Raw genomic sequence first — 13,559 nt, 5'->3', positions numbered from 1 at the left:
CGGTGGGGTGCTCAGGTCGGTTCAAGCGTTGGGACGCTTGCCGTGATTCGCCTTCTTCTTCTTACGGGCGCGTCGCTTGTTCCCTCGCTTAGCCATGGTGCATATCTCCCTAATCCGGGGCTTTCTATGCTTTTCGCCAGTCTAGATTCGAGCCGCGGTGGCCGCATCAGTGGTGCAGCGAATGGAGATCCGGCTACCCAGGGTGATGATCCAATGAGCCGGGCTGTCGACAGCGTGTGAGTCTGAGGAGCATCGCCCGGGGGAAGCGTGCCCCCGAGACCGCTTCCCCCGGGCGTATGCGGCGTGCCGAGCATGCGATCGCTCACGGGCAGCGCCGTGCGTACGGGCCCTGGGGATCTGGCGGAGTTCCCCGGGGCCCGATCCCGCTGACGACGTCGGACGCATGCCCTATGGTCGCCGTCCGGACCGCAGGCGGTGCGGTAGGTGCGGGTGCGTTGCCGCAGTGCGGTGGCGATGAGCATCCGTTGATTTGTACATCTGTTCTTAAGCCTTGTACGTTTGCCGGCATGCCGCACATCGAGCCGCCGTCAGCGGACCCTCCGCAAGGTGAAACGGCCGAGGAAATGGCCGGTGGTGGGCGCCAGACCTCGGCCGAATCCGGGGGCGGGCGGCGACGGGCCCGCCGCAACGACCCCGGCCGCAAGACGCACATCCTGGACGCCACCCTCGACGTCATCGCGGATCACGGGGTGGCCGGGACGACGCATCGGGTCATCGCCGCCCGGGCCGGCGTGCCGCTCGGGTCGATCACCTACCACTTCGCCAGCTTGGCCGATCTTCAGACGCAGGCGTTCGCCCGGCATGTCGAACTACAGTCCGCGTTGTTTGAGGCTCTGTTCGAGGATGTCGAAACGCACGAGCAATTCGTTGATGTCCTGGTCGATCTCGTCCACGGAGGTCCTGCCAGGCACCGCAGTGCGGTCCTCGGTTTCGAGCTGCACCTGGCGGCCCTCCGTAACCCCGCACTGCGAGCCCTGACGCAGGTATGGACGGAGGACAGCCGCGCCGTTCTGGCCCGTTTCACCGGCCCGGACAGCGCCGCCCGCCTGGACTCCCTGCTCGAGGGAATGATCATGCATGCTCTGCTCACGACAGCGCCGGAGTCGCGCGAGAGGACGCGGGACGCGATCGACCAGACGCTCGGCCCAGCCGGTCGGCCGGGATCGTGACCGGAACGTCTGCAGCCATCCCAACGGCGCCGACAGAACGGAAGGTGACGGCGGGCCCGAGGGCGACCTACACGGTCTTCGCCGGTCTGGGGCTCGCCGGGGCGACGTGGTCCTCTCTGACGGGCACGCGATACCGCGGCTTCGTCGGTGGCCCGCCGCTCAGCGGTTTCCTCAGCAACGAGACCACTGTCGGGCCTGCCCTGCTCGTCATCGCGGTTCTCATGCCCCGGTCCGCTGCGATCGCCGGGACCACCCGCCGGTCCCCTGACAACCGCACGCAGAGCGGCTCCGACGCCCTGGCACACACCGCCGCTCTGTGAGAAGGAAACCTGGAGATTCCCATGACCCGCCACGCGCCCGTGATCGCCGTCCCTGAGGACGAGCTCAACGACCTACGCTCACGACTGCGCAACACACGCTGGCCGACCGCCTGGCCCACCACAGGTTGGGAGGCCGGCGCCGAGTCCGGAGAACTGCGACGCCTCGTCACCTACTGGGCCTCCGGATACGACTGGCGTGCCCACGAAGCCGCCATCAACGCCCTGCCGTCCCATCTCGCGGATATCGACGGAACCCCCGTCCACTACCTCCGCTTCGACGGCGAACACCCCGGCGCCCTGCCCATCGTCCTGACCAACGGGTGGCCCAGTTCCTTCCTCGAACTGACCACCCTCGCCCGCCGGCTGGCCACGCCGTCGCGTTACGGGGGTGACGCCGCCGACGCCTTCACCGTCATCATCCCCTCGCTGCCCGGATTCGCCTTCTCACCTCAGCGTCCCTCGCTCTCCGAACTGCCGCAGACCCACGAGATCTGGCACCGGCTCATGCACGACGAACTCGGCTTCGCACGCTACGCCGCACACGGCAGCGACCTGGGCGCCGGCATCACCTCCCGGCTCGGTGAAGCCCACCCCGAGGCCGTGACGGGCATCCATCTGACGGCGATCGCCAGCCCGGCCGCCTATGACGCTGCCGGTGTCACCCCCGAGGAGCAGGAGTACCTCGATTCCGTCGCCGCGTGGTCCGCGGAAGAGGGCGGGTACCAGCACCAACAGAGCACCCGCCCTCTCACGCTGAGCTACGGTCTGGCTGACTCGCCCACCGGGCTGTTCGCCTGGATCGTGGAGAAGTACCGGGCGTGGAGCGACTGCGGGGGAGACCTGTCGTCCCGGTTCAGCGACGACTTCCTCCTCACGCAGGCATCGCTCTACTGGTTCACCCACACCATCTCGACCTCCTTCCGGCCCTACTACGAATACGCGCAGCGCCTGACGAGGCGGGTGGAACGGGTCGACGTGCCCACGGCCCTCGCCCTGTTCCCGGCCGACCTCACCCAGCCGCCCCGCAGCTGGGCAGAACGCACATACAACCTCACCAGCTACACCCGCATGCCCCGTGGCGGACACTTCGCCGCCCACGAAGAACCCGAACTCCTCGCGCAGGACCTCACCGAGTTCTTCCGCGCACACCGGTGAACACCGAAACACGTGAGAGTTCTTGCGTCTCGGTACCAACGCGCCCGCAGCTGGCTCGACTTACCGGCCGACGCTTCCATGCTCGTGGTCTTGATCAGGGCGGCTCGTCTCCACGTTGCCGTTCCTGTTCCAGTAGTTCGTCGAGGTCGGTCAGGCGGTCGAGCCCCCGTACGGCCTGCGACATCCGAGGGCTGTGTTCGAGCCGGGAGCGGTGGCGATGCAGAAATGCCCAGTATCCGGCTGTGTACGGGCAGGCGTTCTCGCCCGCCCGTACCGTCGGTCGGTACGCGCAGGGGCCGCAGTAGTCGCTCATACGGTTCACGTACGCGCCGCCCGAGGTGTACGGCTTGGTCGTCATCCGTCCGCCGTCGGCGTACTGGGACATGCCGATGACGTTCGGCAGCATCACCCAGTCGTAGCCGTCGACGAAGCAGCGGTGGAACCAGTCGGTCACCGCCGCCGGGTCCCATCCCCGCTGCAGCGCATGGCTGCCCAGCAGCATCAGCCGCGGGATGTGGTGGGTCCAACCGCTGTCCCGCACCTGCGCGAGGACGGTGGACAGGCAGCGTGCGGTGACCGCTTCGGCGTCGAGTTCCAGGAACCAGTCGGGTAGCGGGGTGTGGTGGCGCAGGGTGTTGCAATGGCGGTAGTCCTCGCCGAAGTACCAGTACAGCTGCCATACGTATTCGCGCCAGCCCGCGATCTGGCGCACGAATCCTTCGACGCTGTTGACTGGTGCGTCACCGCTGCGCCAGGCCCGCTCGGCGCCGTCGACGCATTCCTGCGGATCCAGGAGCCCCAAGTTGAGCGACGAGGACAGCAGGCTGTGGCTGAGTACCGGATCGGCGGCGAGCATGGCGTCCTCGTGCGGGCCGAACCCGGCGAGCCGGTGCGCGACGAAGCTGCGCAGGGCGATGCGGGCCTCTCGGCGGGACGCGGGGAAGATCCGCGGACCGTCCCGCCCGACGAAGGACACCTCGCCGGAGCGTTCCCAGCGGTCGAGGTCGTGGCGGACCTCGTCGTCGATACCGTTCTCGCGCGGACGATACGGTTTTGAGGCGTTCAGCGTGCGGGCGCCGGTGGGCGGGGGCTCACGGTTGTCGTGGTCGTGGTTCCAACGCCCTCCCGCCGGCTCTCCGGCGTCCATCAGCAGGTCGTGGGTGCGGCGCACCCATCGGTAGAAGTCCTCCTGGCGCAGGCGCTCGCCCCCGTGACCGTCGGCCCACGCCCGAAAGTCCTCCTGGTGGACGATAAATCCCCGGGCGGGCAGCACACGGACGCCGTCCAGCGCACGGACGAATCCGAGAGCGGCGCGTGAGGTGGGGTGGTGCACCGTCACGGCGTTGGCGCCGACCGTCTCGCGCAGCGCCTGGCCGTAGGTGTCGGCCTTGACGTAGTGGACCCGGTCCCCGAGTTCGGCGGCGCGGTGGCGCATCGCGGAGAGCAGAAGATGGGCCTTGGCACGGTGGAAGCGGCGCCGCTGGAAGACCGACCGCGCCTCGATCATGACGACGGGCGAGTCGCGTTCCGGGCCGCCCGGACCGGGCGTGAGGAAGTGAGGTCCGAGCTGATCTCCGAAGATCCAGTGGAAGGCGGTCATGTCCGGATGCCTCCGTCTTCACGACCGGCGGCCGGTACATCGATCGCGTCCGATGCTGACGGGCGAGCCGGAACGTCGGTGTGCACGGTTCGGCGGCGGTAGTGGCGGCTTCGGAGGTGCCCCGTAGGGATCGGAAGGTACCGCGTGTTCATGGAGCACCTCCAGTGCGGCGAGAGGGGGCACTGAGAACTTCACCTCTGACCTTGATGACAGATGCAGGGCGAAGGGGTGACGTGGACCTCAAGGTGGGCGGATGCATGGTGGTGGATCCTGGCTGACGTGTCCCCGCGCGGTAGCCGCTCGGCCTGACGGTGGACCTGCCTGTGCGGACAGGCCGCCGCGGTGGATGCCGACCGGAGTTCCTCACGGCTGCGGCCGAGCGAGGACTGGACCTCGTCGTAGACGCTGCCCGCTAGGGGACTCTGATCGGCGCCATGCTGGTGTTGCGGCGCCCTGTCCTCGCTGACCCGCAGCTGGCGTCCGCCGACGACGTAGGCGAGGAGGACAATCTGACCCACGAGGAACTGGCGCACACTCTCCCCGCAAGACGCGGCGCGCCTGGTCCTTTGAGACGCCGCTGATCGTGTGGGTGCCGGCGGAGACCTACGGCGAGAAGAGCCCTGCATCGTCGGCTCGGGGCTGAAGGACTTCCTGCCGATCACCCATACCGATTTTACCGCCAGCCGGGCGAGAGTACCTGGGACGCGGCGCTGGTCACTCTGGCGCACCCAGACCGCAGATCAGCAAGGACTGACCAAGTTCGAGGACAGCTGGAGCGAGCTGGGGGATTTGGTGGAGCGCGAAATGCACGCCGAGGCCGGTAACGCGGACGCCGCCGACAGGAGCCAGGACGCCGACTCCGAGAGTGCCGATCTGCTGGCGATGTGGACATCTGGAGACCGGGGAAGCAACCGCGGCGGGCTGCGGTACACGGAGAAGCCCAGGCGGGACGCGATCGCGCAAGTGCGCTTGTCCGGGAGAACCGTCACCGAGGCGGCTCGGGAGCTCGGGGTCAGTGCTGAGGGACTGCGGAACTGGGTCAAGCGGGATGCGGTCGGCCGGTGGCAAGGGGCTCCGGAAGAGCTGACGATGGCCTGCTCGTTCACCACCCCGGGGACCGTCATCGCTCGACTCCGACTGGCGGGGAGCGTCCTTCCGAGAACGCGATATTCGGGGCGGTAGGGAACCCGTATGGTTGGCGCGCGAGGTCAGCCTGGCAGCAGGGAGAAGCGTGCGGTCCGAGGAGTATGCGGTGTGGGGGCGGGACTTTCCGGTCCGGTATCTCCTGGTGAAGGATGACCTCGACGACAAGGAACCGGCCGTGCCGTGGGGGCGGTGCGCGGAGGTCGAGGGCCTGTTCATGGACCCGCCTCCGCTGCCGCGGGAGGTACTGACTCTGCGTGGCTGTCCGCGCGAGAGCTTGCTGGCCCAGGCCGTGACCAGGACCGCTGAGCCGGTACGGCTGCTGGGCGATGGAACGATCTCCATCGAGCCCACGGATCCCTCGAACGAAGGGCCGTTCCCGTTCTGGTCCTGGGACCTGGAGAACACGGCCGTCCTGGCGCACTGGCCTACACCCGGGGAACCTGGGCGCGTGGATGTCGTTTTGGGCGCCGGCGTCGCGGAAGACGACCACTGGGACAGTAAACGCCTGCCCGTGAACTCGCGGTTCGACCTGTGGCTCCCGACCCTCCTGGAGACCGGCCCGTCAGGCAGTTGTCGGTCCATCGACGGCCTGTTCTCCCCTCGCCCGCGGCAACCGAGCCAGCCCGTGCACCTGGTCGGATGCGAACCTGCTGAACCGCTGCTGGACCTGCTGTGCCGTCCCCTTCCGCGGAACGCCAGTCCGATCGCGCTCTGGTGCCTCGACCGTCAGGGCCGCACGATGGACACACACCGACTCGAGCTACGTACCGTTGAGGCACGCCCGTCCGTCCTCGGCGGAACCCTGATCGACGTCACTCTCACCGACCCTGGCGACGACCGTCACACGCTGGCCGCCCGTCCAATTCTGGAGATATGGTTCGACGGGGTTCCCACCCAACCCAACAAGTGGGCACAGTTCGACACCAGCGGAAGATCCGAATGGCTGGATCTCACCCGCGTCGGCCCGTACGGGCCTGACGGCCTCTCAGGCGGGACGTACCGCCTCGACGGTCAGCACGTCACGGACCGGACCAGCCTGCTCCTGGCACTCGGCGAAGCCCTACTCGGCCCTGGCGCCCACTACGGGAGAAGCCTCGATTCGGTGAAGGACTATCTGGGCGGCGGCCCCTCCGTGGTCCCCCCGTTCACCCTCGTCTGGCACCATGCCGACGCCGCCCGTCACGCCCTCGCCGAACACATCCTGGACCACCAGGACGGCCTGTCCTACTTCGAGGCGACCGTGAACCTCCTGCGCGAGTACGGAGTCACGGTCGTACTCGAGTGAAGCAGACGACGGCCGATCCCGGACCGCTTGAAAACGGCATCTGACCAGGAGCAGGAAGGGGGCCGAGGCATCGGCCGGGCCAAATGAGGCCACAGGCTCCTGTGTGGCCGGGAGGAGCCCGTGGGCGTGAAAGGTTCTGTGATGGCGCACCGCGAGGCGTACTACGTGGACTACGCGGCGGACTTCGGCCTCAGCGGTCTGGCCGAAACCGTCTGCCGTCGCGCGGCATTCCGCGTCGACGAACCGACGGTGGCGACCCTCGCCGCACGGGCGGCCCTCGACGAGGACGACCAGCTCGGCAGGGACGTGCGGCTGTTGCTGGAGTCGCCGCTGTCCGACGAGGCGCTCCAGGCCGTATGGCTGGCCGCGACCCGCCGCGGCTTCGACCCGGCCGAGAACGGTCTGGACACACGGGCCTGGCTGCGCCGAGTACTTACGGTCTGCCCGCCCCTGCCTCCGCCACTGCGGCCTTCGCCGGCCGACGCCGAGGGCGGCTCGACGGTGACCGAGGAGGAACTGCGCGACGCCGTGACGGCCGAACTGCGCCTGCTTGCGCCCGCGTTGGCCACTGCCATCCCGGTGCCGGACCTGGCACACGCACTGGAACGGGTGGTCCGCGAGGCCGACGCGGATCTCGGCCTACGGCTGCTGCTGCGCGCTGTGAAGGCGTACTCCGTGCGGGTATCGCACGACCAGTACCACAGCTTCCTGCGCCTCGGCGATCAGCTGGACTACCCCCTCACTGCTGTCTTCGAGGGCCTCAGCGTGCGTTGGCCGCCTCTTGACACCATCGGGCGAAATTTCGTGTACGGATTCGGACTGCCCGCGCTCTCCCGCCAATTTGACGCGGAGTGGGACGCATGGCGGTACGAGGGCACGGGAGAGCCACGTGAGCACGTCGTCAGGTTCGTACACGCCGACAGCGGCCTCGTGCCCGGGGCGCAGGCGGCCGCGTTGATGGAGGATGTCACCATCCTGCTGGACTCCCCGCTCACGGACGAGCAGATCACCGCAGTGTGGAGGACGGCCTCCCGGCGGCGGCGCGCGAGTGAGGAGTTCGACGCCGACGTTCGGACCTGGCTGCGCCAGATCGCCGAAGTCTGCCGGGAGCACCTGGTCGTGGTCGATCCTGCCTACACACCCAGGCCACGTTCTGTGCGCACCGATCTCGCGCACGTGGTGCTGTCCGAGCTCCGGGTGATCGCTCCGATTCTGGAAGCGACCGGTGACGCCGTGGTCCGTGAGGGGGTGCAGGCGCTCGAGCAGGTGATGACGGAAGCAGACCCCGACCTGGGCTTTCGCATCCTGCTGCGGTTCGTCGACGGCTACGACATCACGGTCACCGGCGCCCAGTACGCCCGCTACGAACGGCTCGGTGAGCTGTTCGGCTGCGGAGCGGGATATGTACGCCGAGAGCTGGAGCCTCCCGTCATCCCATAGCCCGTGCCGCCATGCTCGCGCGTAGGCCCTGTGCATGGGCCACCTTCAATGACATGCACGACCAGGTGCTGCATCTGCTGCCGCAGGCTTCGGTTCGGTGTTGAATGCCGGCGCCGGCGCTCGCGCCAGAACCGGGCGGGACGCCGCGGCGCTGGCACGGCGTGGGTACGAGGTGGCGGCGGAGCCGGTGCGCGAGCTGCGGTAGGCCGCGCGGAGCCAGTATCCGGGGGAGAGCACCCGGTGGGTGCAGAACGCGCTGCCTGAACTGTGCCGCCTGGAAGGGACTTTCGAACTCGTACTGCTGTCGGCGGTGTGGATGCAGCTGCCTCCAGGCGCGGGGGCGGGCGGGGTTGTGCCGGGTGCTGGCCGTGCCGAGGTGTCGGCCGCGGCCGCGCGCGCCAGTAGGCCCGGGGCGTGGTCGCCGAGCACGGTCAGCTCTTCGTGGAGGTAGCGGTAGGCCGTCGGGACGGAGATCCGGTTGTCGCGGGCGAGTTGAGTCAGCCGGGTACCGTCCAGGAACCAGCGCAGGATCAACACGCTCTGTTTGAACGGCTCCAGGACGCGGGTGCCCTTGCGGGTCCCGAGACGCTCACGGTGTTCCGGCAGCAGCCTCGCGAGAGCCTCAGCAGTGGCCTGGCTGACATCGAGCACGCCGATGCAGGTGATAGTGGTCGACGCGTGAAGCCTCGCGGTACCCGGAACCTGTTCTTCGCAGACCTGCTCCTACCGGATGCTTCTCCCGAATCTGATGCCGGGTCAAGCCCGTCTGATATCCCTAGCCAGGAAGATCTCGGATCTGTCGGACGGGCGGCATACTCTGAGCCCCGTCCGTACTATCTGGGAGAGTCATGACAAGTAGGTTCACCGAGTTGGCTGTTGACTGCCACGATCCGGAGCGGCTCGCGGCCTTCTGGTGCGAGGTCCTGGACTTCAAGGTGATCGACCGGAGCGAGGGCAAGGTCGAGATCGGCTCCTGGGTGCCGACCGTCGAGGATGTTCGGGCCCGCCAGATGCCGCCCACCCTGCTGTTCATCCGGGTGCCCGAAGGCAAGACCGTGAAGAACCGGCTTCACCTCGATGTCAGCCCGATCGACGGCAGCACCGAGGACGAGGTGACCAGATTGCTCGGCCTCGGCGCCACCAAGACGGATGTGGGCCAGGGCTCAGGCCGGAACTGGGTGGTCATGGCAGACCCCGAGGGCAACGAGTTCGACGTCGTTCGCACCCTGGCACCGGAGAGCTAGACCGCGAGCGGGCATCCGCGCCCCGTCGCACACGGCAACTATCACGTTGCCGAGAAGACCTCTATGCCCCTGGTTTCCGAGCCTTCCGTTAAATTCCGGCCCCAGACTTCCGGGACGTTTCAGCCTCGATACTGTTCGAGTCCTGGGCTTGGCGGGCGACGGCAAATTCGCGATTCCGCAGTGTTTGCAGACGATGCGCCTCCGGCAGGTCAGGAATGGCCAGGAGACGATCACACGCTTCGAGAGAGCCCTGAACATCCCCTGCCCAGTAGGAAACGATGGAATATTCGAAGAGCAGCCCCCACCTGTAGACCCATGGGTGAGTGAAGAGAATGTCGTCGGGCTCCGCGCGATTGATTCCCGCACACGCGAAGGCATGTCCGGCATGGTAGTTTCCACGCTTCCGCAGCCGCGAGACCAATTCGAAGCAGGCTTCAAGGCGCTGCGGACGCTGCTCCCATGCCCGCGCGAGGGTGTCCATGGCTGCCGGCCAGTCGCCGGACTCATCCTTGAGGATTCCTGCCTGCAGGAGGGAGTAATAGATCTCTTCTCCCCAGCCGCCCATCGCCGCACGGCGTTCGTAAAGGGTGATCGCCTCTTCGGTGCGGCCCATGTCACGCATGGTCTGGGCCAGGTAGAAGGTGCTGCGCGCGTTCGTGGGATCACGCTCGAGCTCCGCGCTCAGCAGGGCCATGTCCCGTTCGAACTTGTCGTGCCGGGATCCTCCGTCGGCGAAGTGCTCGATCACCAGGGCGTCGAGGTTCTCCTGCTCGTGCTCCTCGGCGGCGGTCAGGAACTCATGTGTCACCCCTTCATAGCGCCAATGCAAATCGCCGCGGACGAGACGCTTGATCCGGTAGGCGAGACTGCCGGCGTGCGGGATCATGTAGGACGCACAGGACAGCGAAGGCAATGGTCCTACCTGCCGAATTGTCATGTCGGCGTCCATCAGAAGCAGGTAGTCGGCCTTCCCGCGGGCGCGTTCGATGTTGAGTGTGCGATTGACCCCGAAGTTCACCCACGGGTCGTCGTGCAGCTCGCCGGGGATGCCGTCGAAGGCTTTTCGAATCAGATCCTGGGTGCCATCCGTCGAGCCTGTGTCGGAGATGACCCAGGTGTCGACGATGTCGCGTACCGAGGCGATGCACCGCTCAATTACGGCCGATTCGTTCTTTACGATCATGCAGAGACAGATGGTCGGCTTCATTGTTCTGGCCCTACCTTCGAGTTTCTAATCGAGCATGACGATAAAAGCCTGAATCACACGGGAGGAAGTCGCCGCAGTCACCTTAGACACTTCGACTCATGGATTGTCGGCGCAACGCCGATTCTTGTTATGAGCGAGCTGCCCCGGGCGGCAGGAAACCGGCGGGTGCCGGCAAGGCCGGCTGCCGCCCTTGCCTTACTGAGGGTCGCGCCCAAGTGGGTGTAGGGCCTGGAGTATCGAAGCTCGGCCGGGAGATGTCATGCGCACGCAAAGTGGTGGGCGGCCTGCGGCGGAGCGTCAATATCACTGAACGTGCGCGACTCATCGCACATGGTAATGATGTGCATGTTGCCCCTGCCGGGGCGGCGTGACTAACCCCCTTCGCGACATCAGGAGAACGCATGCGTCCTGACTCCAGGACAAGGTCCTCACTCGGTCCGCTCCCGCTCCCCAAGCGGAGCACTTGGATCGCGGGCAGCAGCCTTGCATCCCTCGCTCTCGTGCTCACGGGCATGGCCACACCGGCTCTCGCGATGGAGCCCACGAAGACGGTCGCCAACATAGCCTCTGCCGCCAAGCCGGCCGGTGGGGACTGTGGATACGACCACTGTGAAAACGGTCCGACAGGACCCACCGGCCCCACGGGGCCGACGGGGCCGACGGGTGCCACGGGCGCTACGGGCGCTACGGGTGCGACCGGTCCTGCCGGTGTCGACGGTGCCACGGGCGCGACGGGTGCGACCGGTCCTGCCGGGGCGACGGGCGCGACGGGTGCGACCGGTCCTGCCGGTGTCGACGGTGCCACGGGCGCGACGGGTGCCACGGGTGCGACCGGTCCTGCCGGTGCGACGGGCGCGACGGGTGCGACCGGTCCTGCCGGTGTCGACGGTGCCACGGGCGCGACGGGTGCCACGGGTGCGACCGGTCCTGCCGGGGCGACGGGCGCGACGGGTGCGACCGGTCCTGCCGGTGTCGACGGTGCCACGGGCGCCACGGGCGCGACGGGTGCGACCGGTCCTTCCGGTGCGGCGGGCGCTACCGGCCCTGCTGGCGCCACCGGTCCCACTGGCCCCGCCGGTCCGGTGGACGCGCAGATCGTCTCCCAGGACTACAACGTTCTGTTGGGCGTCAACGCGTCCTACGACTCCCCGGCGTGTCCGGCCGGCACCAGTCCCATCTCTGGAGGACTGTCTGCGGTTGGCCTCGCCACCGTCCTCGGGCAGAGCTTCCCGAACGGAGACCACTGGACCGTGACCGCGACAGCTGGCGCCCTCACCACCATTACGGTCTACGCGGTCTGTAGCTGACCCAGCCGCACGACCAACGTTCGCGCATAGATACGAGTCCCCGCCGGGTGTCCGGCGGGGACTCGTATGCGCGCTGACGCTTCACCTTGACTCGGTGGCGGAAGAGGTGCCTTCGGCACTCCGTTCGAGGCGAGGAATCGCGCCGAGCGGGTCGGTGCGCTGCCACCCTCCAGGCGCACCGCAGCGTGCTTCGGACCGCCCCAACTCCCCGCCGGGCCCAGGACTTACGCGAGCTCCTCGGGCATGGCTTCGCTCAGGCGGGCGTGCTAGGTGATGCCAGCAATTGGTGTCCAGGCCGGTTACGGCCCTGTCGGCGGCGCGCCGGGGGACGGCCAAGTGCTGCCCAGGTTTGGCAGCGGAGACGTCGAGAAGCTTTCAGTCGGGCTGGGGCGCCGCGTCCCTGGCGCTGACAAGGGACGCCCAGCCGGGCGAGGGCTGCGGCATGGGCTGTGTCTTGGCTGCGGGCCGCTTCGGTGATCACGACGACTTTCCGCGCAGGCGGTTCCTGGCTTCTCCTGTCCTGGGTGTCTTCTGTCAGGTGGGTGTGCGGGGCCGGGTCCCTGCGGGGCTGATGTGTTGCACGGGTTGGCCGGGGACGACGGTGTCGGTGATGGTGTCCCCGGGCTTCAGCGGTGCCGGATCCGGCTTGCCGTACAGGCCCCAAAGCTCGGCCAGGCAGCCGCCGTTGCCGCAGGTGCCGGAGCCCAGAACGGCGCCGGGTCTGCCCCGGGTGCCGCAGGAGGCGTAGGCGGCCATCTCCTCGAACGGCCCAGCCGACGTTGGTCAGCAGGTCTTCGTCGGCTACCTCGCCGTTGACGTCTGCGGTCACGGCCAGCCACAGGAGACCGTCGATGTCGCGGAAGTGCTCCAGTTCGTCGGCCGTGAACAGGCGCGGGCTCAGCGGCGTGGCGGTGACCTTGCCCTCGCACGGGCCAACGCTCATGTACTCGGCTACGGGCCGGTCTGGGACAAGCTGACTGCCGGCCTGGCGGGGATGCCCGGTCGTGTGCCGCGGCGCGAAGGCGCTGCGTGATCTTCGCTGCAGACGGGCACTGCGCCGGTGCGGGCGTTGTCCGAGTGGCCCAACGCGACGGCGGGTTGATCCGGGCGCCGGTCGCGCCTCACTCGGATGCTGGACACGGTGGGTCGGCCTGGTGGATTGCTGGCCGTTTCGCGCGAGACTCCCGCGGTGTGCTGGGGTGCACGGTGCGAGAGCAGGCATGCCGGCAGGAATACCAAGATCGTCTGGCTGTTCCCTGACGCCTCGGCCGGGCCATGTCGGTCTCGGCCGGCGGAACGTCTGCTGGCAATGATGCTCCCTGTCCGGGCCGGGGAAGCCACCGCAGGTGGCCGGTTCTGACGGCTGCAGCGGGCGCGACGTCCCCCGTCTGCACGCACATCCGCCGCAATCCGCGGCCGGGCCGGGGCGGCAGGCTCAGTGGCTGGGCGATCGCGGGGCTGGTGGCCGGAGTGTGGTTATGGGGCCAGACCTTCGGTCTCGGCGGTGCTTCGACCTGCCCTGCGGACCACACCCACACCCCAGCCGTCGAGGTCGAGGTCGGCGTTGGTGTCGGCGCCGGTGTGTCGCTGATGGCCGGAGCGAGGAGCATGTGGCGGGCTCCGCGCACGCGCGCGCAGTGGCCGGCGGCCGTCGTGGTCGCCGCG

The 13,559-nt window shown here is 68.0% G+C and carries 11 protein-coding genes and 1 pseudogene; 7 read left to right on the top strand and 5 right to left on the bottom strand.

Annotated features, from left to right (window positions below):
- Nucleotides 1-21: 21 nt before the first annotated feature.
- Nucleotides 22-96: a 50S ribosomal protein bL37 gene (locus tag ACWCQK_RS26205; RefSeq protein WP_100661309.1), complete on the bottom strand. Its 75-nt coding sequence runs from the start codon at nucleotides 94-96 to the stop codon at nucleotides 22-24.
- Nucleotides 97-527: 431 nt separating this feature from the next.
- Between ACWCQK_RS26205 and ACWCQK_RS26200 the strand changes: the two genes are divergently transcribed.
- From ACWCQK_RS26200 to ACWCQK_RS26190, 3 genes are read left to right on the top strand one after another with little or no spacing between them, the layout of a single operon-like run.
- On the top strand, nucleotides 528-1,190 hold the full coding sequence (locus ACWCQK_RS26200; RefSeq protein WP_451158858.1) for a TetR/AcrR family transcriptional regulator: 663 nt from the start codon (nucleotides 528-530) through the stop codon (nucleotides 1,188-1,190).
- A gap of 44 nt (nucleotides 1,191-1,234) precedes the next feature.
- Nucleotides 1,235-1,510 carry a hypothetical protein gene (locus tag ACWCQK_RS26195; protein ID WP_451158856.1) on the top strand — a complete coding sequence of 92 codons (276 nt, stop codon included), beginning with the start codon at nucleotides 1,235-1,237 and terminating at the stop codon, nucleotides 1,508-1,510.
- A gap of 21 nt (nucleotides 1,511-1,531) precedes the next feature.
- The gene (locus ACWCQK_RS26190) at nucleotides 1,532-2,665 is read left to right on the top strand and encodes an epoxide hydrolase family protein (RefSeq protein ID WP_451158855.1); all 1,134 of its coding nucleotides are present in this window, start codon (nucleotides 1,532-1,534) and stop codon (nucleotides 2,663-2,665) included.
- Between the two features lie 94 nt (nucleotides 2,666-2,759).
- On the opposite strand, the gene ACWCQK_RS26185 is transcribed toward ACWCQK_RS26190, so the two are convergent.
- Complete coding sequence (locus ACWCQK_RS26185) at nucleotides 2,760-4,265, bottom strand: cryptochrome/photolyase family protein (RefSeq protein WP_451158853.1); 1,506 nt, start codon at nucleotides 4,263-4,265, stop codon at nucleotides 2,760-2,762.
- An 804-nt stretch (nucleotides 4,266-5,069) separates the two neighbouring features.
- Between ACWCQK_RS26185 and ACWCQK_RS26180 the strand changes: the two genes are divergently transcribed.
- From ACWCQK_RS26180 to ACWCQK_RS26170, 3 genes are all read left to right on the top strand, one after another.
- The gene (locus ACWCQK_RS26180) at nucleotides 5,070-5,447 is read left to right on the top strand and encodes a transposase (RefSeq protein WP_451159077.1); all 378 of its coding nucleotides are present in this window, start codon (nucleotides 5,070-5,072) and stop codon (nucleotides 5,445-5,447) included.
- A 49-nt stretch (nucleotides 5,448-5,496) separates the two neighbouring features.
- Entirely contained in the window at nucleotides 5,497-6,696 is a 1,200-nt protein-coding gene (locus ACWCQK_RS26175) for a barstar family protein (protein WP_451158851.1), read from the top strand.
- 126 nt (nucleotides 6,697-6,822) lie between these two features.
- Nucleotides 6,823-8,136: a hypothetical protein gene (locus tag ACWCQK_RS26170; RefSeq protein ID WP_451158849.1), complete on the top strand. Its 1,314-nt coding sequence runs from the start codon at nucleotides 6,823-6,825 to the stop codon at nucleotides 8,134-8,136.
- Between the two features lie 45 nt (nucleotides 8,137-8,181).
- Here the strand turns inward: ACWCQK_RS26170 and ACWCQK_RS26165 are convergent, their stop codons facing one another.
- Nucleotides 8,182-8,787: a hypothetical protein gene (locus tag ACWCQK_RS26165; protein WP_451158847.1), complete on the bottom strand. Its 606-nt coding sequence runs from the start codon at nucleotides 8,785-8,787 to the stop codon at nucleotides 8,182-8,184.
- 197 nt (nucleotides 8,788-8,984) lie between these two features.
- Between ACWCQK_RS26165 and ACWCQK_RS26160 the strand changes: the two genes are divergently transcribed.
- Nucleotides 8,985-9,380 carry a VOC family protein gene (locus tag ACWCQK_RS26160; protein ID WP_451158845.1) on the top strand — a complete coding sequence of 132 codons (396 nt, stop codon included), beginning with the start codon at nucleotides 8,985-8,987 and terminating at the stop codon, nucleotides 9,378-9,380.
- A gap of 88 nt (nucleotides 9,381-9,468) precedes the next feature.
- On the opposite strand, the gene ACWCQK_RS26155 is transcribed toward ACWCQK_RS26160, so the two are convergent.
- Together ACWCQK_RS26155 and ACWCQK_RS26150 are read right to left on the bottom strand one after the other, a co-directional pair.
- Nucleotides 9,469-10,587, bottom strand: a complete 1,119-nt coding sequence (locus ACWCQK_RS26155; RefSeq protein ID WP_451158843.1) for a glycosyltransferase — start codon at nucleotides 10,585-10,587, stop codon at nucleotides 9,469-9,471.
- A gap of 1,841 nt (nucleotides 10,588-12,428) precedes the next feature.
- A pseudogene (locus ACWCQK_RS26150) lies at nucleotides 12,429-12,831 on the bottom strand (fumarylacetoacetate hydrolase family protein); the annotation flags it as partial.
- Nucleotides 12,832-13,559: the final 728 nt, after the last annotated feature.

Source organism: Streptomyces sp. NPDC002306, from assembly GCF_053593435.1.
This window is presented reverse-complemented; position numbering and strand designations above follow the sequence as displayed.